The sequence below is a fragment of the Paraburkholderia fungorum genome, assembly GCF_003610895.1.
Lineage (GTDB): Bacteria > Pseudomonadota > Gammaproteobacteria > Burkholderiales > Burkholderiaceae > Paraburkholderia > Paraburkholderia fungorum_B.
In genome coordinates this window covers 47,588-70,751 of sequence record NZ_MCAS01000026.1, presented here as the reverse complement: position 1 = coordinate 70,751, position 23,164 = coordinate 47,588, and the positions used below count along the sequence as shown (strand labels likewise).

Genomic DNA, 23,164 nt, shown 5'->3' with positions numbered 1-23,164 from the left:
GTCGGCCTCGCGTTCGAGCAAAGCAGCGGGCGCCATTGTTACCAGCTCCTGAAGCGGGCCGGCGGCGCGTACAGGCCGCCCGACCACGTCACCAGATCGTCGATGCTGCGTGCCGCCAGCAGCGAGCGTTTTGCCTCGCCGCGACGAATGCCGAGGTCCTCGGGATACGCGACGATGCCGCGCCGGCGCAACTCGGCTGTTTTCTCCGGCCTCGCGCGCAGTCCGATCGGCGTCACGCCGGCTACCGCTGCCAAGGCCGCACGCCGCTCGTCGATTCCTTCGGCCTTGTGCAGATGCGCGATGCCTTCTTCCGTGACGACGTGGCTTACGTCGTCGCCATAGATCATGACCGGTGCAACCGGCATGCCGTTTTTCGCGCCGACGGCGACCGCGTCAAGTTCATCGACGAAGGTGGGCTCGCCGCCTTTCTTGTACGTCTCGGCCATCTGCACGACCAGCTTTTGCCCACGCGAGACGGGCCCCTGGTTCTTCAGCAGCTTGAGCCAGGCTTCGCTCGAATGACGCCGGCCGCGCGGATCGTGGCCCATGTTCGGCGCTCCGCCGAAACCGGCAAGACGCCCGCGCGTGACCGTCGACGAATTCGCGTCCGCGTCGATCTGCAAGGTCGAACCGATAAAGAGATCGACGCCGTATTGACCGGCCAGTTGGCACAGCACACGGTTCGAGCGCAGGCTGCCGTCGTTGCCCGTGAAAAATACGTCAGGGCGTGCTTCGATATACGCCTCCATGCCCACTTCACTGCCGAAGCAATGGATGCTGTCGACCCAGCCCGATTCGATAGCGGGGATCATGGTGGGGTGCGGATTAAGCGTCCAGTTGCGGCAGATTTTGCCTTTCAGACCGAGCGATTCGCCATAGGTGGGCAGCAGCAATTCGATCGCCGCGGTGTCGAAGCCGATGCCGTGATTCAGCGAGCTCACGCCGTACGGCTCGTAGATGCCGCGAATCACCATCATCGCGGTGAGCACCTGCAAATCGCCGATATGGCGTGGATCGCGCGTGAACAGCGGCTCGACGGCGAAGGGCCTATCGGCTTGAACGACCACGTCGACCCACGAACCCGGGATGTCGACACGCGGCAATTCATCGACGATCTCATTGACCTGCACGATCACGATGCCATGCCGGAATGCGGCAGCTTCGGCAATAGTTGGCGTGTCTTCGGTATTCGGGCCGGTGTACAGATTGCCGTGACGGTCCGCCTTGTCCGCGCACAGCAGCGCGACATGCGGCGTGAGATCGACGAACATCCGTGCGTACAACTCGACGTACGTGTAGATCGCACCGATTTCCAGCTGACCGTCTTCGAGCAACTGCGCGACCCGCAAACTCTGCGGCCCGGCAAACGAGAAATCGACCTTGTGCGCGATGCCGCGCTCGAACAGTGTCAGATGTTCAGGACGACTGATGCTCGAAATCAGCAGATGCACGTCGTGGATCTTTTGCGGATCGACCTTGGCCAGCGAACGGGACAGGAAGTCGGCCTGTTTCTGGTTGTCGCCTTCGAGTGCGACGCGGTCGCCCGGTTGAATCAGGGTTTCGAGTGCATCGATGATGCGGTTGGTCGGCAGGATGCCGTCTTTCAGCCACGGTGCAATGGCCGCGAGGCGACGGTTCTTTTCGTCGCGGCGGGTGGTCCAGGAATGCACGGTGGCGGACGCTTCAGCGGCTTCGGCGGGGCGGTTCATCGGCGGATTCAACTCCCGGTGGTGGTGCGCGTGCGTCTCACGCGCGGCTTGGGTTGGTTCGCAAGCGCGGCTTCCGCCTGCGCGCGTTCGGTCAGGAAACGGTGGAGCAGGTCGCCGGTGCCGAGCAGATGCGCGACAACGAGAGACTGCGCGGCAGGAATATCACGGCGTTGCACCGCGTCGAGCAAGGCAGCGTGTTCATTGTCCGACTCGCCCTTGTACGACGGCAAGCCGAACTTCAGGCGCAGATACCGTTCGCCGCGCCGGTGCAGCGCGCCGATCATGTCCTCGAGTTGCGGCCGGGCGGCGGGTGCGTACAGGCTCATATGGAAGGCCACATTGCGCGCGACGTACAGCGACGGGTCCGGTTCGCGCTCGGCGGCGCGGCACAGACTGGCGGATTCGCGCAGCGTGGCGGCGGTGTGATTGGGAATTGCGAGGCCGATGGCGAGGCTTTCCAGCGCGGAGCGGATCTCGTAGATTTCACGCGCTTCATCCGCCGACAAGGGCGCCACGGTCGCGCCTTTGTGCACGGCTGCTCTCGCCCAGCCCTCGGTTTCGAGCAGGCGCAAGGCCTCGCGCACGGGAATTGCGCTCACCGAGAAATGCCGGGCGATCGCATCCTGCCGCAGCGGCGCACCAGGCGCCAGGGTGCCGTCGACAATTGCCGCGCGCAGCGCCTCCGCGATCACGTGGGACATGCTCTCGCGTGGTGCCGCCACGGGTAGAAGCGGGCTGCGCGCCGGGGCGTCCAGGGGAAAACCATCTATTGCGTCGTTCATGATATCAAATATTATATATGAAAATGCGCCACTTACAGACGGGCAAACCCGGAAAGTTTTTGACCACCGGCGGCATGCGATGCCCGCCGGGCGTTGTATCTCTCAACGTTATACGAAGTGCATCGAGTGACTAACAGGCGCCAACCCGTCGTTCCCCTTATCTCAGACACGCACGTCAACCGCAGGGCCGGAGGAGCAAGATGAGTTCACTAACCGACCGTACGTCGGTCGCGCGGCGCCGCACGCCGCTCAATCGTTCGCAGATCGCAGGGTTTTGGGGAGCATGGGCCGGCTGGACGCTCGACGGGATGGACTCGTTCATCTACGCGCTCGTGCTGACGCCGGCATTGACCGAACTGTTGCCGCGCTCGGGGTATGCCGCGACGCCGGCGAATGTCGGCCTCGCCGGTTCGATTCTGTTCGCGCTGTTTCTGGTCGGCTGGGGGCTGTCGTTCATCTGGGGGCCGTTGGCGGACCGCTTTGGCCGCACCAAGGTGCTGGCGGGCACCATTTTCACGTTTGCCATTTTCACCGGACTGGCCGCGACTTCGCACAACGTCTGGGAACTCGCCATCTATCGTTTCATTGCCGGAGTGGGCATTGGCGGCGAGTGGGCGCTGGCGGGGACGTATGTGGCTGAGGCATGGCCGGAAGATCGCCGCAAGATGGGCGCGGGGTATCTGCAAACGGGCTACTACGCCGGGTTCTTTCTGGCGGCCGCGCTCAACTACACGATCGGCGTGCATTTCGGCTGGCGCGCGATGTTCCTGACCGGCGCGGTGCCGGTTGTGGTCGCGATTCTGGTGCTGCTGCGCGTGAAGGAGTCGGAGAAGTGGCAAAAGGCGGAGGAGCGCACCGAGCGCGCCAAACCGCTGCGCGAAATCCTCGGACCAGCGTATCGGCGCCGCACATGGGTTGCATGCATTCTGCTGACCATTGCAATTGTCGGGTTGTGGGCGGGTGCGGTGTACGAACCATCGGCAGTGATTCAACTGGCGACGAAAGCCGGCATGACGAAGAACGATGCGATCCGGACGGCGTCGCTGGCAACCGGCCTGCTGTCGATCGCGACGATTCTCGGCTGTCTCGCGTTGCCGCCGCTGGCCGAGCGGATTGGGCGCAAGAAGACCCTGGCGGTTTACTTCATCGGCATGGCCGTGGCGATTGCCGGCAGTTTCGGCTGGGCGTTCTATCTGCCGAATGGGCTCGCGCCGTTTATAGCCTGGCTCTTCGTGCTGGGTTTCTTCGGCGGCAATTTTGCGCTGTTCAGCTTGTGGCTGCCGGAACAGTTCGAGACCCGCGTACGGGCCACCGCTTTCGCGTTCTGCACGTCATTCGGACGGTTTGTCGGGGCGGGCGTCAACTTCCTGCTCGGTGCGGCCGTGCTGCATATGCATACGCTCGGCGTGCCGGTGGCGCTCACTGCGCTGGCGTTTATTGCCGGCTTGTTTGTGATTCCGTTTGCGCCGGAGACGAAAGGCGAGGTGTTGCCGCAGTGAGATTGGCCGATTGGCTGAGTGGCGGGCAGGGGTGCTGACGGGCATGCTTCCTATTGGTTAGACGACGTTTTCCTACGCAGTTTCGGTTTGCTGATATGTACAGCGCTCTGTACAATGATTGTGGTGGTTCAGTTTGGCTTTGTTGCTCTGAACCGCCACCGTATTGGGCGGCCCTCAGGATACGAATATTCCGTTTTGCGGTGGAAGCGTCTCTAACTTTTTGACAGGAGCGACTGGAGGGAAACCTCTCAGATCGAGAAAACGAATGAACGTCCTTACTTACAGCGAGGCACGCGCCGGCTTTAAGCAAGCGATGGACGACGTCTGCCGCGATCACACGCCTATGCTGATAACCCGGCAGAGCGGAGAAAATGTGGTCATGGTTTCGCTCGAGGATTTCAATGCGATGCAAGAAACCTTGTATCTGTTGAGTTCATCGAAGAACGCCCAGCGGCTTGCCAGGTCCATCGCCCAGTTGAATGCCGGTGGGGCGACTTCGCGCGACCTGCTGACCGATGAACAAACAGAAAAGCCGCAACGAGGAGGCCGCAAAGGCTGACAGCATTTTTATGTTCACGGACGAGGCGTGGGGCGATTATCTGTACTGGCAAGATGCCGATCGAAAGGTCTTGCGCAAGATCAATGTGTTGCTGGAGGAGTGTCGGCGCGATCCCTATCGCGGTACCGGAAAACCAGAGGCGCTGGTGGGCAGCTTAAGCGGTTTCTGGTCACGACGTATCACTCACACCGATCGATTGGTCTATCTGCCGAGAGACGGAAAGATCTATGTGATCGCTTGCCGTTTCCACTACGACGACTAAAGCAAAAAACCGGGCATGTTGCCCGGTTTTTTTGTTTAGCGCATCAAAGTATGCAACGCGCGCCACGCTCCATATCAATCACATATGCCACCTTGCCGACACCGTTAGCGTGCGCGGCGCGCCTGGCATGTTGTACATATCCGCGTTACCGTGCGCCGCGATGAAGTACTTGCGGTCGAACAGATTGTCCAGCGTCAACGCCACATCCACGTTCTTGCCGTGATACCCCGCGCCGAGATCGAACGTGACGAAAGAGGGCAGCGTCACCGCATCGCTCGCCGATGTATAGCGCGCCGACTGGAACTGCGCGCCGCCGGCCGCGTAGAAGCCGTACTTCAGGTCGCGCTTGATCCACACGCTTGCGCTATGACGCGGCATCAGGCCCGGCGTATTGTTGTGCAGCACCAGCCCGGCTGAACTCGCTTGCGGCGAGCCGTCGACGTTCCCGTTCAGATAAGCATAGCCCGCGTACACCGACCACTTTGGCGCGATCTCACCCGTCGTGGACAGTTCCAGTCCGCGCACGTGTTGCGTGCCGATCGGCAGCGCATAAGTCGGGTTGGACGGATCGGCGATCTGCTGGTTGGTCTGCTTCATGTCGAACAGCGCGATGCTCGCGCTTGCGCGGCCCAGGTCGAACTTCGAGCCGACTTCGAAGCTCGTGGTCTTTTGCGGCGCCAGCGCCGAACCGTTCGCAAACGCGCCGCTGCTGATCAGCGTATCGGCGAGCGGCGAGAACGACTGGCTATATGAGGCGTACAGCGACACCCAGTCGAGCGGTTCGTAAATCAGACCGACACGCGGACTCCACGCGCGATCCGTGCGATCCAGATTCACGTGCGCCGAGGTGTAGTCGTTGCGGGTTTGCGTCAGATAGTCGAAGCGCAGGCCTGCCAGGATCTTCCAGTGCTCGGTGAGCGAGATCAGGTCCTGCGTGTAGACGCCGGCAAGTCCCAGCACGGTCGACGCATTCGTTTTGGCCGCCGTGCCCGGCTTCACACCCGGCAAATTGATGAGCTGCGGATCGTACAGGTTGTAGGTGGCGACCTTGTTGGTCGAGTAGATGGTGTCGAATTTCTGCTGCTGCGAGAGTTCGACGCCGTACAGCAGTTCGTGCTTCATACCGAACAGCGTGGTCTTCTGCGTCAACTCGAAGAGACCGTCCACGCCATGATCCTGGCGAAAGCGGGTGCTTTGATCGAGTGTGACGACCGGGTTCAGCGCTGTCTTGATCGGCTCATACGTGACGTAGTTTTTGCGTTCGAGCGAGAAATCGTACGCGCGTACGGCCGTGTGCAACGACAGCGAATCGTTGAAGCGGTGATCGAGCGACACGGTCGCGCTTTTCGCATCCACGTCGTTATAGGAGGTGCTCGCGGCGTTGGCCGAACCGTAATACGTGTTGATCGGCACGTTGACCGGGCGGCCGAGATAGGCGGGCAGGCCCTGATCCGAGGTGCGGCGGTCGTGCAGATAATCGGCTTCGATATTCAGGATGGTGTCCTTATCGATGCGGAACTGCGCGGATGGCGCCACGGCCTGGCGATTCAGCTGGAACTGGTCGCGAAAGCTGTTCGAGTTTTCGGCGGCGCCCGTAATGCGAAAACGCGCGGCGTCGTTCGCATTCCAGCCGAGATCGAATTCGCCGCGCCGTTCGCCTTCGGTGCCGAGCGTCACGCCCACGGCCTGCTGTGGATTCGCCGTCGGCTTCTTCAGCACGCGGTTGATCAGGCCACCGGCCGAGCCGCGTCCATAGAGCACGGCTGCAGGCCCCTTCAGGACGTCGACCCGTTCGACGTTCGACAGATCGCGATAGTAGAGCGCGTCGTCGCGAATGCCGTCGACGTACTGATCGGTGATGTTGTTGAAGCCGCGCAAGGTGATCTGGTCGCGCTGACCGTCGCCGACCGAAAAACCGATGCCCGGCACATTGCGCAATGCATCCTGCAGCGAGCTCGCGTTCTGTTCCTCCAGCAACGCGCGTGGCACGACATTGACCGTTTGCGGCACGTCCATCAGCGACATGTTCATCTTCGTCGCGGTGTTCGAAGTGCTGGAGTCGTAAGAGCGGTCGGCCGCGGCCTGGACCGCGATGGCGGGCAGCGTGTTGTCGGCCGCGCCGGCGGCGGGCGTAGCCTGCTGCGCCAGCAAAGGTTTGGCGCTGGCGAGAGAAGTAGCGAGCAGCAAGGCGCGGTAAGTATTCTTTTTGACGTTCATGGCAACGTTCTTTGAGTGTGGATCGATGGGTGTTATTGGTTTTGGGGTGCAGCAAAAGCGGTCATGCAAAAGCGCCAGGCGGGCACAAAGAAGGCGCAAGCTGGTGCGCACGACGTGACAGAAGTCGTGTGGTCGGTCAGGCGAGACGAAGTGATGAGTTCCCCTGTTGCTGTCCAATGAATCCGGAAATTGAAACGGCCGGGGCGCCGTGCGTCAGTGCGCGGGATGCGCAGACGTGACATCGGCTGCCTCGGAATGGCATGTCGATGTGGGAACGGGAGGTGCAGCAGAAGCCGGATCAATGTCCGGCTTGTAATATTCGGAAATTATAAACGAGAACTATTCTCGATTGTGCGAAATGAATGGAAAATGCGGGGATTTTGCAGGGTTATTTTCGATGAAATGAAAGCTGACGCCGTGCAGTGACGTGCGCCAAGGGGCGGCGAGCAGCGAGCGGAGGCCGAAGGTGTCTGTCACCTGGCTCCGGCCGCCCAATCGTCAGTCAGCGTGATGCCGCGCGTGTCCGCCGGGACGCAACATCGACAGCAGCGGCCAGCCGAGATTCACCCCGAGGCTGGCGATCACGATCAGGGCCATGCCGGCGAGTTGCGGCAGCGAGAGCGCCCTCCCGTACACCACGGCATCGACCACGATCGCCGTGAGCGGATAGACGAACAGCAGCACGGCGATGATGGGCGTGGTCAGCTTCGGCAGTGCGCCGTAGATCAGCACATACGAGAGCCCCGTATGCAGCACGCCCATACCGATCAGCCAGAACCACTGCATCGGTCCGATATGCACGGCAGTAAGCGGCGCAATGAACGGCAGGCACACCACGCCGACCGCGCACTGTGCGAGCGTCAGCAGATGCGGCCGTAAATTGCCGAGCCCTTTGGCGATCAACGTGACGCTTGCGTACAGCACCGATCCCGCCAGTGCCTCCCCGATGCCGATCAGATAGCTCGTATGCCCCTGCAGATTCTCGGTAGCCGCCACGCCCGAGGCCAGAACAAGCCCGACGAACGCGGTTGCGATCCAGCCGAGCCGGTCCACGCCAAGGCGCTCGTTGAACAGCGCCGCGCCCATCAGCACGACCCAGAACGGCTGCACATGAAATACCACGGTCGCAACCGCAATGCTGGTGCGATGAATCGCGTCGAAGAAACCGACCCATTGCGTGACCATCAGAACGCCGGAGATCAGCGCGAGCGCAACTGTGCGCCGTGTGAAATTCGCGCGCGTAAAGAAGCCCTTCCACGCGCAATACGCGGCGAGCGAGAGGAAACCGAACAGGCAGCGAAAGAACACCAGCGTCAGTGCGCCGAGCCGCGCTTCCTCGACGAAGATGCCGAGCGTGCCCATCAGAAGCCCGCCGCTGGCCAGCGTAATGGCGCCTTGTTGACGTTGGGTGAGGGACATGCGAAGCCGCTCCGGAAGTGGGTCATCTCAGGTGGAGTCAGCAGTATTGCGTGGCTTGTCACATGTCGACAAACGAATTAAATTGAGAAATTCCATAAGCTGGATTGATAAATCATGCACCCCGAATTCGACGTCGATTTACTGCGGACCTTCGTCGCGGTGGTGGAAACGGGCAGTTTCACGAAGGCTTCGACGACCGTGCACCGCTCGCAGGCGGCGGTCAGCATGCAGATCAAGCGGCTCGAAACCATGCTCGGCACCACGCTGTTCGCCCGCAACACGCGCAACCTCTCACTCACGCGGCCCGGCAATACGCTGCTCGAATACGCGCGGCGTGTGCTGGCATTGCACGAGGAAGCGTGGTCGGCGATCGTGCGGCCCGAGGTGACCGGGCGTGTGGTGCTGGGCGCACCGGACGATTACGTATCGTCGCTGCTCTCGCCGGTGCTGCGGCGCTTCTCGAACCTGTATCCGCACGTCGAGATCGAGATCGTCTGCGCGCAGAGCACCTCGCTCGCGCCGATGCTGGCCGACAACAAGATCGATCTCGCCTTCGTCACGCGCGACCGCAAACTGCGCGGCGAATTCGTGCGCAGCGAGCCGATGGTGTGGGTGGGGGCGTCGGTGGATACGCCGGTGCTGGCGGCGTCGCCATTGCCGGTCGGGCTCTATGAGCCGGGTTGTATTGCGCGCCAGCATACGCTGGCGGCGCTGGATGGCGCGCGGATACGCTATCGGGCGGCGTTCAGCAGCGCAAGTCTGATGGGGTTGGTAGCGACCGTGGATGCCGGTCTTTCGGTGATCGCGCTCACGCGTTGCAGCGTGCCGCCGCGCCTCGCCATACTCGGTGAAGCGCAAGGCTTGCCGAACATCGCGCCGCTGGAAATCGTAGTGGCGCGCAGCGCCAAATCGGACCGGCCGACCTGCGATTATCTCGCCGCGCAGATGGTGCAGGATTTGTCGCTGCGCCCGCCAACGCGCGGCGCGGCGAATGCGTGATGATGCTGCGCTGGACGCAGGTTAAAAGGCGTTGTCGAGCGGCGGCGCTGGGGCGCGCAACTTAAGGGCGTTGTTTACGCGGGGCACCCACGCGTGCAACTTACTGTCTGCGTGGCTCAACCGCGCGACTGACTCGCGCGCGGCGCTCAAGCCCGCGGATAGGCCGTCACTTCGCCATCCACGGCAAGCCGCACGTTTTCGCCCGGCCGCGGCGACAGATACCCCGGCACACGCGCGCGCACCACCGTGCGCGCGCCGGACTGCAATTGCAGCGCGACGCCCGCGTCCTGTCCCTGAAAGACCACTTCCTGCACTATGGCGTCATAAGACGCAGCGCCATTCGGCAAGGTTTCGTCCGCGCGCAACAGACGGATCTGCTCGGGCCGCACCATGACGTCGACCGCGCCGTTGCCCATCGGCGCGCACAGCGGTAAATCGCCGAGCTCGCAGTCGACGCGATCCTGCCTGACCGTGCCTGGCAACAACACCGCTTCACCGACGAACGATGCAAGCTCACGCGTGACCGGCCTGCGGTATAGCGTCTCCGGTGTCGCGGTCTGGATCAGCCGGCCGTTCCATAGCACCGCGACCTCATGGCCGAGCGACAGCGCTTCCGATTGATCGTGCGTGACGAGCACCGCGGTCGCGCCAGCCGCGGCGAGAGCACTGGCTACCGCCTGGCGCGTTTCGAGCCGCAAGGCCGCGTCGAGCGACGAGAAGGGTTCATCGAGCATCACCAGGGTCGGCGACGGTGCGAGCGCGCGAGCGAGCGCGACACGCTGCTGCTGGCCGCCCGACAGCTGCTGCGGCGCGCGCTCGGCGAAATTCGCCGGCAAGCCGACCAGTTCCAGCAATTCGGCCACACGATGACGCGCGCGGCGCTGCGTGCGCGGCAAGCCGAACACGATGTTGTCCGCCACCGAAAGATGCGGGAACAGCGCACCTTCCTGCGGCACATAGCCGATGCGGCGCTGCTCGGAAGGCACGTGCAGGTTGTCGCCGGCCACGCGGCGGCCGTCGATTTCGACACTGCCGCCATCCGCGCGTTCGAAGCCGCACAAGAGGCGCAGCAAGGTGGTCTTGCCGCTGCCGGACGGTCCGAGCAGCGCGAGCAGCGTGCCGCGCTCGACGGAGAGATCGATGCCGTGCAGCACCGGATGGCCGTCGAACGATTTTTGCAGTCCGCGGATACGAAGTTCGCTCATGAAAATCCGATGGAAAAAGCGGGCGATTGTGCGCGATAGTACGTGGCGTTCAGCTGCGCTCGCCGAGTAATGCCGATTTGCCGAGCAACGCGAACAGGAGGCCGGAGGCGAACAGCGAAATACCGGTAAGCAGTGCTGCATAGGGCGCTGCGGCGGCAAACGCCATTGTCGAGGTGTCGGCCCAGACCTGGGTCGCGAGTGTTTGCGTATCGATCGGGGAGAGCAGCAGGGTGGCGTTCAATTCGGTGACGACCGAGATGAACACCATCGCCCCGGCCGCGCCGAGCCCCGGACCCGCCAGCGGCAACACCACCCGGAACAGCGTCTGCGACCAGCTCAGGCCGAGCGCGCGAGCCGTCTCTTCAAGGCGCGGCTGCGCCTGCATGAAGGCGGCGCGCACACTCACCAGCGCCACCGGCATGAACAGCATCGCGTAGGCGATCACCAGCAACGTCGCGCTTTGATAAAGCGGTTGCAGCGCATGCACCGCGAGCGACACGATCGCCAGCGCGATCACCAGCCCCGGTATGCCTTGCGCCAGAAACACGGTACGTTCGAACAGCGTCGCGAAACGGGTCGGATAGCGCACCAGCAGGAACGCGAGCGGCACGACCAGCAGCGTGGTCAGCAGCGCGGCGGCGAGCCCGAAACCGAGCGACGAGATCGTCGCGTTGAACAGCAGTTCGGGCGACACATCGGCCGGTGTGACGGCAGCCGCGCCCGGTTGCGTGAGCCAGTAGCCGATCATGCCGAGCGGCACGCCGAGCGTGGTGATCGCGAGCGCAGCGAAGCCGGCCACGACAATCCAGCGCCATGCGCCGAGGTCGTAGCGCAACACCGCGCGACGTGTGCCGCGATCGACGCGTTCATAACGCGCCGCGCCGCGTACCCGAAACTCGAACGCCAGCACGATCAGGCAGATCACGATGAGCAGGCACGCGAGCAGCGAGGCGCCGCCGCCGTCGAAACTGGTGCGAAATTCCGCGTAGATTTGCGTGGTGAAGGTATGAAAGCGCAGCAGCGTAAACGCGCCGAATTCAGACAGTACACCCAACGCGACCAGCAGCATGCCGCCGAGCAGCGCCGGACGCAGTTGCGGCAGCACGACGCGCAGGAACGTGGTCCAGCGGTTGCAGCCGAGTGCGCGCGCACTTTCTTCGAGCGCGGGATCCATGCTGCGCAACGCGGCGGCCACGGGCAGATAAACGAGCGGGAAATACGCGGAGCTCAGCACCAGTAGCGCGCCGTTGAAGTCCTGCAGATCCTGACTCAGCGACACCCACGCGTAGCTCGAGATGAAGGCCGGCATGGCGAGCGGCGCGGCGGTGAGCACAGCCCAGACGCGGCGCCCCGGCAAATGCGTACGCTCGACAAACCACGCGGCCGCCGTGCCGACGACAACGCAGACGAGGGTGGCCGATACGGTGATCAGCAGCGTGTTGATCAGCAGTTCGCCGACGAGCGGGCGGAAGATCAGATCGACCGCCTCGCCGAGACCGAAGCTCGCCGCGCGCCAGAAGGTAAACGCAATCGGCAGCAACACCAGCAAAGCGCTGAGTGCTGCTGCCGCGAACAAACCGCGCGGCGCGCGCAAACGGGCGCGCACCGGGGTATGGGTTACAGCCGGAGGGCCGGCTGACACTGCATCGCTCATTTACAGCAAACCTGCCTGACGCAGCAGCTTGCCGGCCTGGCTGTCGTCGCCGAGTTGCTGGATGGTCAGCGCCGGCGGGTTCAGTTCAGTGAAGGGCTTGAGGATCGGGTCCGATGCCACGCCTGCGCGCAGCGGATACTCGAACATGACGTGGCTGTTCGCCATCAGCTGTTGCGCGCGCTCGCTAACCAGATAGGCAAGAAACTTCTGCGCGCCGTCCGCATTGTGGGCCGACTTCAGCACCGCTGCGCCCGACACGTTCACCGTCGCGCCGGCATCACCGTTGCCGAAGTGATAGATCGCGCTGCGGGTTTTGGCGTCGCCGATTTCAGCGTGCAGACGCGCCCAGTAGTAGTTGTTGATCAGACCGGTTGCAACGCCGCCGCGATTGACGGCCGCCACCACGCCTTCGTCGTCGTCGAAAATCTGCGCGTTGGCTTTCAGGCCCTTCAGCCATTGCACGGTTTGCGCTTCACCCTTCAGCGCGAGCACGGCGCTCACGAGCGGCAGGAAATCGCCGTCGCTCGGTGCAATGCCGACCTTGCCTTTCCATTCCGGCTTGGCCAGATCGAACAGCGACTGCGGCAGTTGCGACGGTTGCAGCTTGGTCGTGTTGTAGGCCAGCACGTTTTCGCGCGCGGTCACGCCCACCCAGGCACCGGTCGGCGAACTGAAGCGGGCCGGCACGGTCGCGAGCGTCGGGCCATCCACCTTGTTCAGCAGGCCTTTCTCTTCGAGCAGCATCAGTTCAGGCGAGTTTTCCGTGAAGTACACGTCGGCGGGTGTCGCTGCGCCTTCCGCGACGATTTGCGCCGCCATCGCCGGGCCTTCGCCATTGCGGATCTTCACCGAAATACCGGACTGCTTTTCGAAGTCTTTGGCGAGCAGATTGACAACCTGTTCGTGCTGCGCGTTGTACAGCGTGATCGACGCAGCATGGGCCGTCGACGGCACGGTGACGAACGCAGCCAGCGTGAGAGCGGCTGCGCTGCTGACGAGGCGCAGGCGGGTGCCAAACCAGGAATGAGCCATGATCCTAAAATCCGTTAGTGATGTTGTTGTTGGTCTTCGCTGCACCACCGGCCTTGCGGCCGGCGGCTTACTGCGACTTGCATTACGTCTCGAACAGCCCCGCGCCGATATACGAACCCGGCTTCGCGCCCGGCGGCACGGCGAACACCGCGCTGCCTACGTGCGTGGTGAACTGGTTCATCATGTCGAACTTCGCGAGCTTGTCGTTGATCGGAATGAAGCCGCTACGCGGGTCGCTCTGGTGAGCCACGAAAATCAGCCCCGCGTCGTACTCGGTTTCCTGACGCCATGGCGGCCAGCGCTCGATGTAGAAGTTCGTGCTGTCGTTGTACGAATAGGAGCGGCGCAGAATCTGCGCACCGTTGTTGCTCGCCTGATTCGACAAACGCACGTGCGAGTTCTCCGGAATTACCGGATTGCCGTCCTTGTCCTCTTCCTTGAGGTTCACCGGATCGAACTCGTTCTTCTTGCCGATCGGCGCGCCGCTGTATTTGTGACGGCCGAACACCTGCTCCTGGAAGTCGACTTCGGTGTTGTCCCAGTGTTCGAGCGTGATGCGGATGCGCCGCACCACGGTGTAGGTGCCGCCTTCCATCCACGGTGCGTCGGCGCTGGCGCCGGCCCAGACGAATTCGTTCATCAGCTGCGGCTTCGCGGTCGACGGATTGTTGGTGCCGTCCTTGAAACCCATCAGATTGCGCGGCGTCTGACCGCGCGGACCGGACAGGAAACCGGCCTGGCCCCAACGCATCGCCGCGGTGCCGTAAGCGAGACGCGCCAATTGCCGGACCGCATGAAACGCGACTTGCTGATCGTTCGCGCAGGCCTGAATGAACAGGTCGCCGCCGGTCTTCTGCTCGATCAGCTGATCGCCGTTGAAGCGCGGCAGATCGACGAGCGCGGCGGGGCGGCGCGCGGCGAGGCCGTAGCGATCCTTGCCGTCCTTCGTGAACAGACCCGGACCGAAACCGAACGTGATCGTCAGGCCGCATGGGCCGAGGCCGAGCACGTCGCCGGAATCGGGCGCGGCTTTGCTGTTGACCGGGCTGTAGGCTGTGCCGTCGGTCTTCGCATCGGCCTTCGTGCCGGCCGGCGTATCAGCCTTGGTGTCGACCAGTTCCGTTTTAACCGCGGCGCCGGTCGGCAGCGGTGCGGCCGTGTTGCCTTGCGTCAGGCGTGCGGCGGCGTCGGTCCATGCGCGCAGCAGCGCGATCACGTCGTCGCGTTTCTCGGTCGTGAGATCGAGCGCGGCAACGTACGTGTGACTCTGCTGCGGCGTGACGATGCCGCCTTGATGCAAGGCGTAGAACGGTTCGACCGCCAGTTGCGGGTCGGCGTTATGCGCCGGCGTCTTGCCGAGCGCGGCCTGAGCGACGCCGCTCGCACCGAGGCTCGCGCCCGCTGCGACCGCCGCACTGCCGGCCTTCAGAAAACCGCGCCGTGAGGGCCGCGGGGGTTGATCGTTTGCCATGGTTACATCACCTTCAGTTGGCCGTGGGGGCTGCCGGAAACGCGTCCGGCTCGACGGCCGGATTTGCGTCCTTAATGTGCCAGCTGGCTTACTTCGCCAGAACCAGCGTGTTCACGTCGTCCTGCACGTAATAGAAGCCGTCGCCTTCGGGCGTCATGGCGAGACCGAACAGGTCGCCGTTGCCGGGGGGCGATTGTGCCTTGTCGGTGTCGATCCAGCGCGCGTAAATCTGCTTGCCGCTGGCAGGGTCGATCTCGACGATCTGACCGTTCAGCGCGTTGGTGACGAGCAGGTGGCCGTTCGGTGCGGTGACCATGGCGAGCGGGCGATGCAGCAGACCGTCGGCGGTCAGTTGGCGGCCCACACCGGCGCTGGTGTCGCGCGTCATCGGTTCGTCGATTTCGGTGATACGGTTGCCGATCGCGTCGGACACGTACAACAGTTTCTGATCGTTCGACAGCGCGAGGCCGGTCGGACCGACGAGGAACACGCCCTTGTCCGCCTGTGCGCCGAAGCCGCTGCCGATCACGGTTTCCTTTTTCACGACCGGCGGCTTGCCGGCCGGCACGTCGAGGTCCAGACGCAGTACGGTGGCCTGCTTGAACACCGGCGGATTGCCGTCCGCACCGCCCACGCCGAAGCCGGCATTGCTGACGAACAAGGTTGCGCTCGTACCGTTGTCGACGACCGCCATGTTGCCCCACGGATCGTTGATGTTCGGGCTGTTGATGGTCGACGCAATCTTGCCGTTCGGATCGATCACGATCAGGCAGCCGGCGCCCTTGGTGCCGGTGGTGCCGTCATTGCTCGGCGTGCTGCCGACGATCACATAGCCCGACTTGAGCATCGTCATCGCGGTCGACAGGCCGATGCCGCCCGGACATTCCTTCAGATCGCGCGGCACCGTCGCGAACACCGTCATCTGTTTGGTGTCCGGATGATAGTTGATGATCGTGCTGCCGGTGCCTTGCAGATTGGTCGAGTTATTGAAGTTGCCGACCAGCACGTCACCCTGCTTGACGGTGCCCGCCGTCACCGGCGCGACCACTACCGCGTACGGATTCTGGTCGCCGTTGTCCGGCACGGTGTTGATCAGCGTCGTGTGATGCTTGATGGTTTCGAGGAAACCTTGTGGCTCGGCGTGCGCCACGCCGGCCGTCACGAATGCGGCGGCGCTGACGGTTGCAGCGATCAGGGCCCGCGCGGCGCGCGGCGAAAATTTGCGCGTGGGATGGTTCACGAGTGTGCCTCCGTGCCTGAGCACAAAGCGGTCATTGCGATCATGATCGAAAACATGGGATTCGATTTAGCGTGGGTGTGCGGATGTGCGTAAGTAGTCATGGCGAACGGCATCAGAACGTGATGTTGGTCCGCAGGCCGATGACAAACGTGTTGCGCAGCGGCTGAGCCGGGTTGCTCGGATTCTGGCCGGCGCCGGCATTGAACGTGTACTGCGCATCGGCTTGCAATTGCCACCACGGGTTGACCTGATACTGGTAGGTCGCTTCGAGCGTGGTTTCGCTGGTGCGCACGCCATAGGGGCCGCCGCTGAATGCCTGGTTATCCTGATCGAGACCATTCGCGTGGTTGCCGATCTTGATATAGGTGAGCGCGATGCCTGCGCTGTCGTTGTCGCGGCCGGCAAATGGCGCTTTCAGCACGATGCCGAGGTTCGCCGAGAGGCTGACCAGGTTGCGGTCGCCCGGTGCGCCCATGACTCGCCCGAACACGCTGAGGCTGCGCGGCTCGTCCGGGTCCGGGCGCCAGATCATCTGGTCGGCTACCGCGTAGAAGCTGTAGTCGCCGTGATGATTCTGCGCCACGCCGGTGCTCGCCGGGTTCGCAAGCGAAAGGCCGGTGTTGTCGAAGCGCTGATCGGCGAAGCTGCCGTTGTTGTACCAGACGCCGAGCTTGTAGGTGCCGGGCAAACCGCCGCCGCCTGCACCGACCATTTCGCCGTCGGCCGGCTGATTGATCGCGTACTGCAACTCGCCGATGTACAACGCGCCGTTATGCAGGTTGAAGTTGGTGCCGCTCTTGTTGTTCGGATTGTTGCCGAGCGGATCGCCGTCGAAGACGCCGACGAGGCCCGTCAACGAAGGCGTGATCTGTCCGCGCACACGCACGCCCAGGTCGGACAGCGGATAGGCGGGACCGCCGGACGGCATGTCGTAGGACGGCAGGGCAGGCCAGCCGAACATCGTGTTGACGAACAGCGCCGCGTTCGAGCTGGTGATGAACTCCTGATCGATACTTTGCTGACCGATCTTGACGTCGACGCGCTTGTTCAGGAACGACTGCTGATACCACAGTTCCCACAGGCGGGTAGCGTCATCGGCTTCGATACCGCTCGCCGTATTCAGCGTGCCCAGCTTGTTGGCGCTAAGGTTGGCGCCGTGGATCTGCAACGCACTGACGTTGAACAGACCGCCCGGCAAACCGAACGCCTTTTGCGTATCCATCTGCAAGGTCGCGGTCGTAAGGCCGTCGTAATCCGCGCCGCGCGCGAGGCCGCCGCGCAGATTGTCGAGAACTTCACTGGTTTCGGTGAGCGCGAACGTCACGCCGTATTTGCCGAGCCACGGGCGCAGGCCGCCGATGTCGCCGAGCAAGGTCGCGCGATTCCAGACGCCGGTCCATTGATTCGTTTGAGTCGCCTTGATGTTCAGGTCGGCTTCCGGCGCTTCCGGCGCGGCATCCGGATTGGCGTCGGCCATGGCTACGCCGGCGGTCAACGAAGCCCAGGCGAAAGCCGTGCACAGTGCGGCGCGCCGCATCGAAGGCAAGCGCGAACGGCGCACGGCGCCGGCGTCGCGAAGCGAACGCGCCTGGTCGGCGGGTCCAGTTGATTGGGCGAACTTCATCGAAATCCTTGTTTGTGTTGTATCGACTGATCTAACCATCGCGGCGTGACGTCACCGTGTGCCTGCGAGTCGCCGCATCGGTTCGCGACGCCAGATGCAGCAGATGGCGAGATCGTACGCATGCGGAATAAGTGCGTCAACACAAATGAGAACGATTCGCATCAATATTACTAGGGTGTAATTCCGAACTTTACGGACTGCTACTAAAGGTTGTTTTTGTGTAAATAAAATAGAATGAATATGTAATGTATTGGTATGGATTCGGTCATACCGAACCGGTGCCGGGGAGGCCGGTATCCGGCTTCGCAGCCGGGGTCAGGCAGGGGGAACTGGGCCACTACGGAAACATGGAAGGTCAGTGTGACGAGCGGACAACAAAAGACGCTATGATCTTCTTCCGATGCCGCGCTATGGCGCAAAGCCTTCAAGTGCCCAGTCTCCAAACCATCCCGGGACGACACCGATGTCACACACCGTGAATCTGGACAACTACTTCACCCGCATAGGCTACCAGGGGCCTCGTGCGGCGACGTTGGAAGTACTCCAGGAACTCCACAAGCTCCACCCCAGATCAATTCCTTTCGAGAATCTGAACCCGCTTACACACCGCGCGGTAAAACTCGATCTCGAATCAGTCGAACAGAAGTTGATCACGCAGAAGCGCGGTGGCTACTGCTTCGAACAGAATGCGCTGTTCGCGAATGTCCTGATGCAATTGGGCTTCAGCGTGACGCCTCTGCTAGCCCGGGTGCTTTGGGGCCGGGAGTCCGGCGCGATTCCCCCGCGCACGCACATGGTCCTGCGTGTCGACATCCGGAACGAAGCATGGATCGCCGACGTCGGCTTCGGCAGCGTGACGCTCACCGCGCCGCTGCGCCTGATCGCCGGCAGCGCGCAGCCCACGCAACTCGGCACGTTTCGTCTGGCCGATGCATCGCACGGCGCGCTCTATCTCGAGGTGCAGTCTCGCGACGAATCCTGGGCGCGCGTCTACCGTTTCGACCTGCAGCCGGTCGAATGGATCGACTACGAGACCTCGAACTGGTACACCTCGAGCGCACCGGAGTCGGTGTTCCTGAATAACCTGATCGTTTGCCGGGTTCTGCCGGAATCGCGCCTGACGTTGCTCAACGACCAACTGAACGAACGCGCGGCGGACGGCCAGGTCATCAGCGAGCGGCAGCTGAAGAGTGCGGACGAACTCGCGGCCTGCCTGCGCGGTCAATTCGGTCTGAACACGGGCGACATCGACATTGCAGAGATATTCGGGCGCGTGAGTTCCGCTTCCGCCTGAGGCAAGAACGTAGCGGGTACTCAGGCTTCGATCCGGGCGCGCGCATCCGCCACTGCGCCTTGCGCAGCGGCTTACCAGCAACCTCTCACGAGCACCACGCCCCAACCATGATCAAGCGCCTTATCCTGCAAACGGTGGTCTGGCTCGCATGCATGGGCGCGCTGATGTTCGGCGCGGCAGGCACGCTCGCGTGGCCCGCCGGGTGGTGGTATCTGATCGAGACGGGCGGGCTGAGTGTGTGGATCGGGTTGTGGCTGGCGCGTCACGATCCCGCTCTGCTTGCCGAGCGTCTCGCACCGATCGTTCAGGCGCAACAAAGCCGCTGGGACCGGATTTTCATGGTGGCCGTGACGGTGGCGTGGAGCGCGTGGCTCGTCCTGATGGGACTCGACGCAATGCGTTATCGCTGGTCGGCGCCGTTTCCGGTCTGGCTGGTGAGCTTCGGCTCGCTATGCATTTTCGTTTGCCTTCTGCTGTGCCTGATTGTCTTCCGGGCCAACAGCTATGCCGCGCCGGTTGTGAAGATCCAGTCTGGCCGCGGGCACAAGGTCATCGACACCGGCCCGTATGCCCACGTCCGTCACCCCATGTATGCGGCCGCGTTGCTGCTGTTCATCGGCACGCCCTTGCTGCTTGGCTCGTGGTGGGGCGTTGCCTGCGTACCGCTGCTGGTGATCGGTCTCGGCTGGCGCGCGATACGCGAGGAGCGCGTCCTGGCAGAGCAACTCGACGGTTATACCGACTACACCTCGCGCGTGCGTTACCGCTTCGTGCCGTTCATCTGGTAGGGCGCGCCATGCGTGCGCCGCGTCGTGCCGATCTATCGCGTTGACCGGCTGGCAGCGAACGATATGGCGATCGCGTGTTGCGTGGTCGCCGATGGAATGCCGCCATCGCTGCCAAACCTGGGTAATATTCGGCCCGGGCCGGATATTGGACAGGCGGACCCGAAGTAATCGATTGCAATAACGGAGACAAAGCCGGTGAGCGGGCTTACCCGCCGGTGAACCGGCCAAAATGTGTACCACCCGCGTACCACCCACGAGGTCGACGTGAACACTATTACAAACACAAACGCGCAAACCGCAGAGACGCAGGCCACCGCTGGCCGCACCCAGGAGACACCCGCCAAGGCAATGCCGGCCTATGAGCAGATCAAGCGCTATGTACTCAGGCGCATCAGCGAGGGAGACTGGAAGCCCGGCGGCTTGATTCCATCCGAAACGGAGCTGGTCAAGGAATTCGGCGTCGCGCGCATGACGGTGTCGCGCGCACTGCGCGAACTCACCACCGAACGCGTGCTGACGCGCGTGCAAGGTTCCGGCACGTTCGTCGCGCCGCAGCGCTACGAATCGACGATACTGGAAATCCGCAATATTGCCGACGAAATCGCCGCGCGCGGCCACCGTCATTCGGCGCGTGTATTGATGCTCGAACCCAGCGACGATCCACACGCGCTCGAAGCGCTCGGCCTCGCCGGCGGCCCTGCGTTTCACTCGTGCATCGTGCACAGCGAAGAGGGCGAGCCGATTCAGTACGAAGATCGCTACGTCAATCCGAAAGTGTTTCCCGACTATCTGCACCAGGACTTCACCGTGGAGACGCCGAATCACTATATGGTGCGGCTCGCGCCGATCCAGCGCGCGGAGTTCCGCATCTATGCGCAGAAGCCCGACGCGTATGTGCGGCGGCATCTGATGATGGATATCGGCGAGCCCTGTCTGCAGCTATGGCGCCGCACGTGGGTGGGTGACGATGTGGCGACGTCGGTGCAGTTGTGGCATCCGGCATCGCGTTTTCATCTGGCGGGAAACGTATAAGCGACACGACGCGCGCGAGAGCACGCCGCGCGCGCTGCTCGCCCAGCGTCCGTAGCCCTAGCCCTGGCGCTGCGACAGGTCCGGCGTGAACCGGCAACCCAGCCGGTACCGCGAACCCGGGTGCACGAAACGTGCGAACGTGACCGCCACGCCGCTTGTCCACGTGCGGCGCATCAGCGTCAGGCACGGTTCGTCGGCGCGAATTTCCAGCAACTCGGCCTCGGCGCGTGTCGGCAAACCCGCGTCGACCACATGCTCGACGTCATGCGCCGGCACGGTCACGAACAGATACTCGGATGGCCTCGTCGTGGAGAAGTCCTGCTTCAGGAAGTCAGGCGCGGTTACCGGATTGACATAGCGGTCTTCGAGCTGCACCGGCAAGCCGTTCTCGCGATGCACGCAAATGACATGAAACACGGAAGCGCCGGGCGCGAGCCCTAGCGCGTTCGACACCGTCACCGGCGCGGTTTCCCGTTGCGCGAGGACCGTGTCGTAGCTGTATTCATGCCCCCGCGAGCGGATTTCATCGCCGATATGGGCGATCATCAGCAGTGTGGATTGCGGCTTGGTTTGCGCGACGAACGTACCGACGCCGGACACGCGGGTCACGAGACCTTCATCGGCGAGTTCGCGCAGCGCGCGGTTCGCTGTCATGCGCGACACGCCGAGCGTCGTGACCAGCTCCTGCTCGGAGGGCAGGCGCTCACCCGCTTGCCGTCCGCCCGATTCGATGATCTGGCGAATATGGTTCTTGACCTGTTCGTAGCGTGCGGCCGGCGCCTCGGTTGCCGCGTGCGTGGTTTTCATTGCGGCTCTACGTCGTCGGGACCGCGCGCCCAGAACGCGTTGCGGTCGAAATAGTTTTGCAGGAACTGCCGCAAACGCGGTTGCCCCGCATCGTGAAAGACTTCGCGCGGCTTGCCTTCTACGGCGATGCGCCCCTGGTCGATGAACATGACCTTGTCGGCGACCTGCGCGGCAAAGCCCATTTCATGCGTGACCACGGCCATCGTCATGCCGTCGCGCGCCAGCTGCTTCATCACTTGCAACACCTCGCCCACCAGTTCGGGATCGAGCGCCGAGGTTGGCTCGTCGAACAGCATGATGTGCGGCTCCATGGCCAGCGCGCGCGCAATGGCAACGCGCTGCTGCTGACCACCCGAGAGTTTCGACGGGTAGGCATCGCCCTTATGCGCAAGGCCGACTGTTTCCAGCATCGCATTGGCGCGGCGGCGCGCTTCGTCATGTGAGAGATGGCGCACGCGTAGCAAGGCTTCCATCACATTGCCGAGCGCGCTCATGTGCGGCCACAGATTGAATTGCTGAAACACCATGCCGACGTTGCGCCGCACGCGATTGATCTCGCTTTGCGACGCTCGCACGCGTTTTCCGTTGCGCTCGCTATAGCCGAGCAGTTCGCCTTCGATGCGCACGTCGCCCTGATCGTAGGTTTCAAGCGCGGCGAGGCAGCGCAGCAGGGTGCTTTTGCCCGAGCCCGACGGCCCGATGATGCAGACCACTTCGGAGCGGGCGATCTCGAGATCGACGCCGCGCAGCACTTCGACTTCGCCGAAGCGTTTCTTCAGGCCGCGCACTTCGATCAGCGGTGCGCCGGGGGGCGTATCGAAAGCAGCGGTGGACGCGGAGGAGGGCATGTCGGCGATAGCGTTCATAGGGTGGTCCGGACTCCGTTCATGCCATGAAGCGCGCGATGCGGGTTTCGGCCCACATGCCAACCCGCGAGGTCAGTTCAACCAGCGCGAGATAGCACACGCACAGCACCAGCAGCGTTTCGACGAAAGCGAAGGTGGCCGAGCCGATGCCGGTCAGCACGAACGTGAGTTCGGGGACGGTGACGATCGACAGTACGGCGGTTTCCTTGCTCAGCACAATGATCAGGTTGGTGAGCGCGGGTACGATCAGCACCAGCATTTGCGGTACCTGAATGCGCAGGATGGCTTGCCAGCGGGTGAGCCCGAGGCAGGACGCCGCTTCGAGATGACCCGGCGGCACCGATTGAAAGCCGGAGCGAAACGCTTCGGCAAAATACGCGCTGCCGTAGAGGCCCAGGCCGAGTACGCCGGCCGTCATCGGTTCGAGCGTGAGGCCGAAGGAAGGGCCGCCGTAGTAGAGCAAAAACAGCTGCACGAGGAATGGCGTGCCGCGAAACAGTTCGATATAGAAGCGCAATGCGCCGCGCACCCAGCGTCCGCAAAAGAGTTGCAGGACTGCGATCAGAAAGCCGATCAGGATGCCGATCGTCACGCCCGCGGCCCAGGTGCCGAGCGTGGTCGCGAGACCGGCGGCAATCGGCTGCAGATTGTGCGTGATGACGGTGGGGTCGAGCGTTTGCATGACGTGTTCGGTCTCGGGCTCAG

Annotated in this window: 20 protein-coding genes; 7 read left to right on the top strand and 13 right to left on the bottom strand. The window is 63.0% G+C overall.

Features of this window, described 5'->3' with window-relative positions:
* Positions 1-38 precede the first annotated feature (38 nt).
* The gene (gene mdcA / locus BCY88_RS23710; RefSeq protein WP_120346604.1) at positions 39-1,709 is read right to left on the bottom strand and encodes a malonate decarboxylase subunit alpha; all 1,671 of its coding nucleotides are present in this window, start codon (positions 1,707-1,709) and stop codon (positions 39-41) included.
* Positions 1,710-1,717: 8 nt separating this feature from the next.
* Positions 1,718-2,491 carry a GntR family transcriptional regulator gene (locus BCY88_RS23705; protein ID WP_120346603.1) on the bottom strand — a complete coding sequence of 258 codons (774 nt, stop codon included), beginning with the start codon at positions 2,489-2,491 and terminating at the stop codon, positions 1,718-1,720.
* Positions 2,492-2,691: 200 nt separating this feature from the next.
* Here BCY88_RS23705 and BCY88_RS23700 point away from each other — a divergent pair, with 200 nt between their 5' ends.
* From BCY88_RS23700 to BCY88_RS23690, 3 genes are all read left to right on the top strand, one after another.
* On the top strand, positions 2,692-3,990 hold the full coding sequence (locus tag BCY88_RS23700) for an MFS transporter (protein WP_120346602.1): 1,299 nt from the start codon (positions 2,692-2,694) through the stop codon (positions 3,988-3,990).
* Between the two features lie 265 nt (positions 3,991-4,255).
* Positions 4,256-4,549 (top strand): type II toxin-antitoxin system Phd/YefM family antitoxin, encoded by a 294-nt coding sequence (locus BCY88_RS23695; RefSeq protein ID WP_120346601.1) that lies wholly within the window; start codon positions 4,256-4,258, stop codon positions 4,547-4,549.
* A gap of 10 nt (positions 4,550-4,559) precedes the next feature.
* Positions 4,560-4,811 carry a Txe/YoeB family addiction module toxin gene (locus tag BCY88_RS23690; RefSeq protein ID WP_120346600.1) on the top strand — a complete coding sequence of 84 codons (252 nt, stop codon included), beginning with the start codon at positions 4,560-4,562 and terminating at the stop codon, positions 4,809-4,811.
* 78 nt (positions 4,812-4,889) lie between these two features.
* On the opposite strand, the gene BCY88_RS23685 is transcribed toward BCY88_RS23690, so the two are convergent.
* Together BCY88_RS23685 and BCY88_RS23680 are read right to left on the bottom strand one after the other, a co-directional pair.
* Positions 4,890-7,028 carry a TonB-dependent receptor gene (locus tag BCY88_RS23685; RefSeq protein ID WP_120346599.1) on the bottom strand — a complete coding sequence of 713 codons (2,139 nt, stop codon included), beginning with the start codon at positions 7,026-7,028 and terminating at the stop codon, positions 4,890-4,892.
* Between the two features lie 498 nt (positions 7,029-7,526).
* Entirely contained in the window at positions 7,527-8,447 is a 921-nt protein-coding gene (locus BCY88_RS23680) for a DMT family transporter (protein ID WP_120346598.1), read from the bottom strand.
* A gap of 114 nt (positions 8,448-8,561) precedes the next feature.
* Between BCY88_RS23680 and BCY88_RS23675 the strand changes: the two genes are divergently transcribed.
* Positions 8,562-9,446 carry a LysR substrate-binding domain-containing protein gene (locus BCY88_RS23675; protein ID WP_120346597.1) on the top strand — a complete coding sequence of 295 codons (885 nt, stop codon included), beginning with the start codon at positions 8,562-8,564 and terminating at the stop codon, positions 9,444-9,446.
* Between the two features lie 146 nt (positions 9,447-9,592).
* Here the strand turns inward: BCY88_RS23675 and BCY88_RS23670 are convergent, their stop codons facing one another.
* From BCY88_RS23670 to BCY88_RS23645, 6 genes are all read right to left on the bottom strand, one after another.
* A complete protein-coding gene (locus BCY88_RS23670) occupies positions 9,593-10,651 on the bottom strand; it encodes an ABC transporter ATP-binding protein (protein WP_120346596.1) in 1,059 nt (352 codons plus the stop codon).
* Between the two features lie 49 nt (positions 10,652-10,700).
* Complete coding sequence (locus tag BCY88_RS23665; protein ID WP_120346595.1) at positions 10,701-12,305, bottom strand: ABC transporter permease; 1,605 nt, start codon at positions 12,303-12,305, stop codon at positions 10,701-10,703.
* Positions 12,306-13,337: an iron ABC transporter substrate-binding protein gene (locus tag BCY88_RS23660; protein ID WP_120346594.1), complete on the bottom strand. Its 1,032-nt coding sequence runs from the start codon at positions 13,335-13,337 to the stop codon at positions 12,306-12,308. It lies immediately after the preceding gene.
* 82 nt (positions 13,338-13,419) lie between these two features.
* On the bottom strand, positions 13,420-14,808 hold the full coding sequence (locus BCY88_RS23655; RefSeq protein WP_120346593.1) for a Dyp-type peroxidase: 1,389 nt from the start codon (positions 14,806-14,808) through the stop codon (positions 13,420-13,422).
* Positions 14,809-14,896: 88 nt separating this feature from the next.
* Positions 14,897-16,048 carry an NHL repeat-containing protein gene (locus BCY88_RS23650; RefSeq protein ID WP_120346592.1) on the bottom strand — a complete coding sequence of 384 codons (1,152 nt, stop codon included), beginning with the start codon at positions 16,046-16,048 and terminating at the stop codon, positions 14,897-14,899.
* Positions 16,049-16,160: 112 nt separating this feature from the next.
* The gene (locus BCY88_RS23645) at positions 16,161-17,672 is read right to left on the bottom strand and encodes a carbohydrate porin (protein ID WP_120346591.1); all 1,512 of its coding nucleotides are present in this window, start codon (positions 17,670-17,672) and stop codon (positions 16,161-16,163) included.
* Positions 17,673-18,135: 463 nt separating this feature from the next.
* Between BCY88_RS23645 and BCY88_RS23640 the strand changes: the two genes are divergently transcribed.
* The 3 genes from BCY88_RS23640 to hutC (BCY88_RS23630) all read left to right on the top strand — a co-directional run bounded on the left by BCY88_RS23640 (position 18,136) and on the right by hutC (BCY88_RS23630) (position 20,786).
* On the top strand, positions 18,136-18,966 hold the full coding sequence (locus BCY88_RS23640) for an arylamine N-acetyltransferase family protein (protein WP_120346590.1): 831 nt from the start codon (positions 18,136-18,138) through the stop codon (positions 18,964-18,966).
* A 107-nt stretch (positions 18,967-19,073) separates the two neighbouring features.
* Positions 19,074-19,754, top strand: a complete 681-nt coding sequence (locus tag BCY88_RS23635; RefSeq protein WP_120346589.1) for a methyltransferase family protein — start codon at positions 19,074-19,076, stop codon at positions 19,752-19,754.
* A gap of 348 nt (positions 19,755-20,102) precedes the next feature.
* On the top strand, positions 20,103-20,786 hold the full coding sequence (gene hutC, locus BCY88_RS23630) for a histidine utilization repressor (protein WP_183081438.1): 684 nt from the start codon (positions 20,103-20,105) through the stop codon (positions 20,784-20,786).
* A gap of 57 nt (positions 20,787-20,843) precedes the next feature.
* On the opposite strand, the gene hutC (BCY88_RS23625) is transcribed toward hutC (BCY88_RS23630), so the two are convergent.
* Genes hutC (BCY88_RS23625) through BCY88_RS23615 form a run of 3 tightly spaced genes read right to left on the bottom strand, consistent with a single transcriptional unit; the run spans position 20,844 to position 23,141 of the window.
* The gene (hutC, locus tag BCY88_RS23625; RefSeq protein ID WP_120346587.1) at positions 20,844-21,593 is read right to left on the bottom strand and encodes a histidine utilization repressor; all 750 of its coding nucleotides are present in this window, start codon (positions 21,591-21,593) and stop codon (positions 20,844-20,846) included.
* The gene (locus tag BCY88_RS23620) at positions 21,590-22,459 is read right to left on the bottom strand and encodes an amino acid ABC transporter ATP-binding protein (RefSeq protein ID WP_120346586.1); all 870 of its coding nucleotides are present in this window, start codon (positions 22,457-22,459) and stop codon (positions 21,590-21,592) included. The genes hutC (BCY88_RS23625) and BCY88_RS23620 overlap by 4 nt, the downstream gene beginning before the upstream one ends.
* A gap of 19 nt (positions 22,460-22,478) precedes the next feature.
* Complete coding sequence (locus tag BCY88_RS23615; RefSeq protein ID WP_120346585.1) at positions 22,479-23,141, bottom strand: amino acid ABC transporter permease; 663 nt, start codon at positions 23,139-23,141, stop codon at positions 22,479-22,481.
* Positions 23,142-23,164 lie beyond the last annotated feature (23 nt).

Bases quoted from the DNA above. Each gene is read 5' to 3' on its own strand.
- BCY88_RS23675 (WP_120346597.1), top strand. From the start codon at position 8,562: ATGCACCCCGAATTCGACGTCGATTTACTGCGGACCTTCGTCGCGGTG.
- BCY88_RS23685 (WP_120346599.1), bottom strand. From the start codon at position 7,028: ATGAACGTCAAAAAGAATACTTACCGCGCCTTGCTGCTCGCTACTTCT.
- mdcA (WP_120346604.1), bottom strand. From the start codon at position 1,709: ATGAACCGCCCCGCCGAAGCCGCTGAAGCGTCCGCCACCGTGCATTCC.
- BCY88_RS23690 (WP_120346600.1), top strand. From the start codon at position 4,560: ATGTTCACGGACGAGGCGTGGGGCGATTATCTGTACTGGCAAGATGCC.
- BCY88_RS23645 (WP_120346591.1), bottom strand. From the start codon at position 17,672: ATGAAGTTCGCCCAATCAACTGGACCCGCCGACCAGGCGCGTTCGCTT.
- BCY88_RS23620 (WP_120346586.1), bottom strand. From the start codon at position 22,459: ATGAACGCTATCGCCGACATGCCCTCCTCCGCGTCCACCGCTGCTTTC.
- BCY88_RS23670 (WP_120346596.1), bottom strand. From the start codon at position 10,651: ATGAGCGAACTTCGTATCCGCGGACTGCAAAAATCGTTCGACGGCCAT.
- BCY88_RS23660 (WP_120346594.1), bottom strand. From the start codon at position 13,337: ATGGCTCATTCCTGGTTTGGCACCCGCCTGCGCCTCGTCAGCAGCGCA.
- BCY88_RS23640 (WP_120346590.1), top strand. From the start codon at position 18,136: ATGTCACACACCGTGAATCTGGACAACTACTTCACCCGCATAGGCTAC.
- hutC (WP_183081438.1), top strand. From the start codon at position 20,103: ATGCCGGCCTATGAGCAGATCAAGCGCTATGTACTCAGGCGCATCAGC.
- BCY88_RS23655 (WP_120346593.1), bottom strand. From the start codon at position 14,808: ATGGCAAACGATCAACCCCCGCGGCCCTCACGGCGCGGTTTTCTGAAG.
- BCY88_RS23705 (WP_120346603.1), bottom strand. From the start codon at position 2,491: ATGAACGACGCAATAGATGGTTTTCCCCTGGACGCCCCGGCGCGCAGC.
- BCY88_RS23680 (WP_120346598.1), bottom strand. From the start codon at position 8,447: ATGTCCCTCACCCAACGTCAACAAGGCGCCATTACGCTGGCCAGCGGC.
- hutC (WP_120346587.1), bottom strand. From the start codon at position 21,593: ATGAAAACCACGCACGCGGCAACCGAGGCGCCGGCCGCACGCTACGAA.
- BCY88_RS23635 (WP_120346589.1), top strand. From the start codon at position 19,074: ATGATCAAGCGCCTTATCCTGCAAACGGTGGTCTGGCTCGCATGCATG.
- BCY88_RS23615 (WP_120346585.1), bottom strand. From the start codon at position 23,141: ATGCAAACGCTCGACCCCACCGTCATCACGCACAATCTGCAGCCGATT.
- BCY88_RS23665 (WP_120346595.1), bottom strand. From the start codon at position 12,305: ATGAGCGATGCAGTGTCAGCCGGCCCTCCGGCTGTAACCCATACCCCG.
- BCY88_RS23700 (WP_120346602.1), top strand. From the start codon at position 2,692: ATGAGTTCACTAACCGACCGTACGTCGGTCGCGCGGCGCCGCACGCCG.
- BCY88_RS23695 (WP_120346601.1), top strand. From the start codon at position 4,256: ATGAACGTCCTTACTTACAGCGAGGCACGCGCCGGCTTTAAGCAAGCG.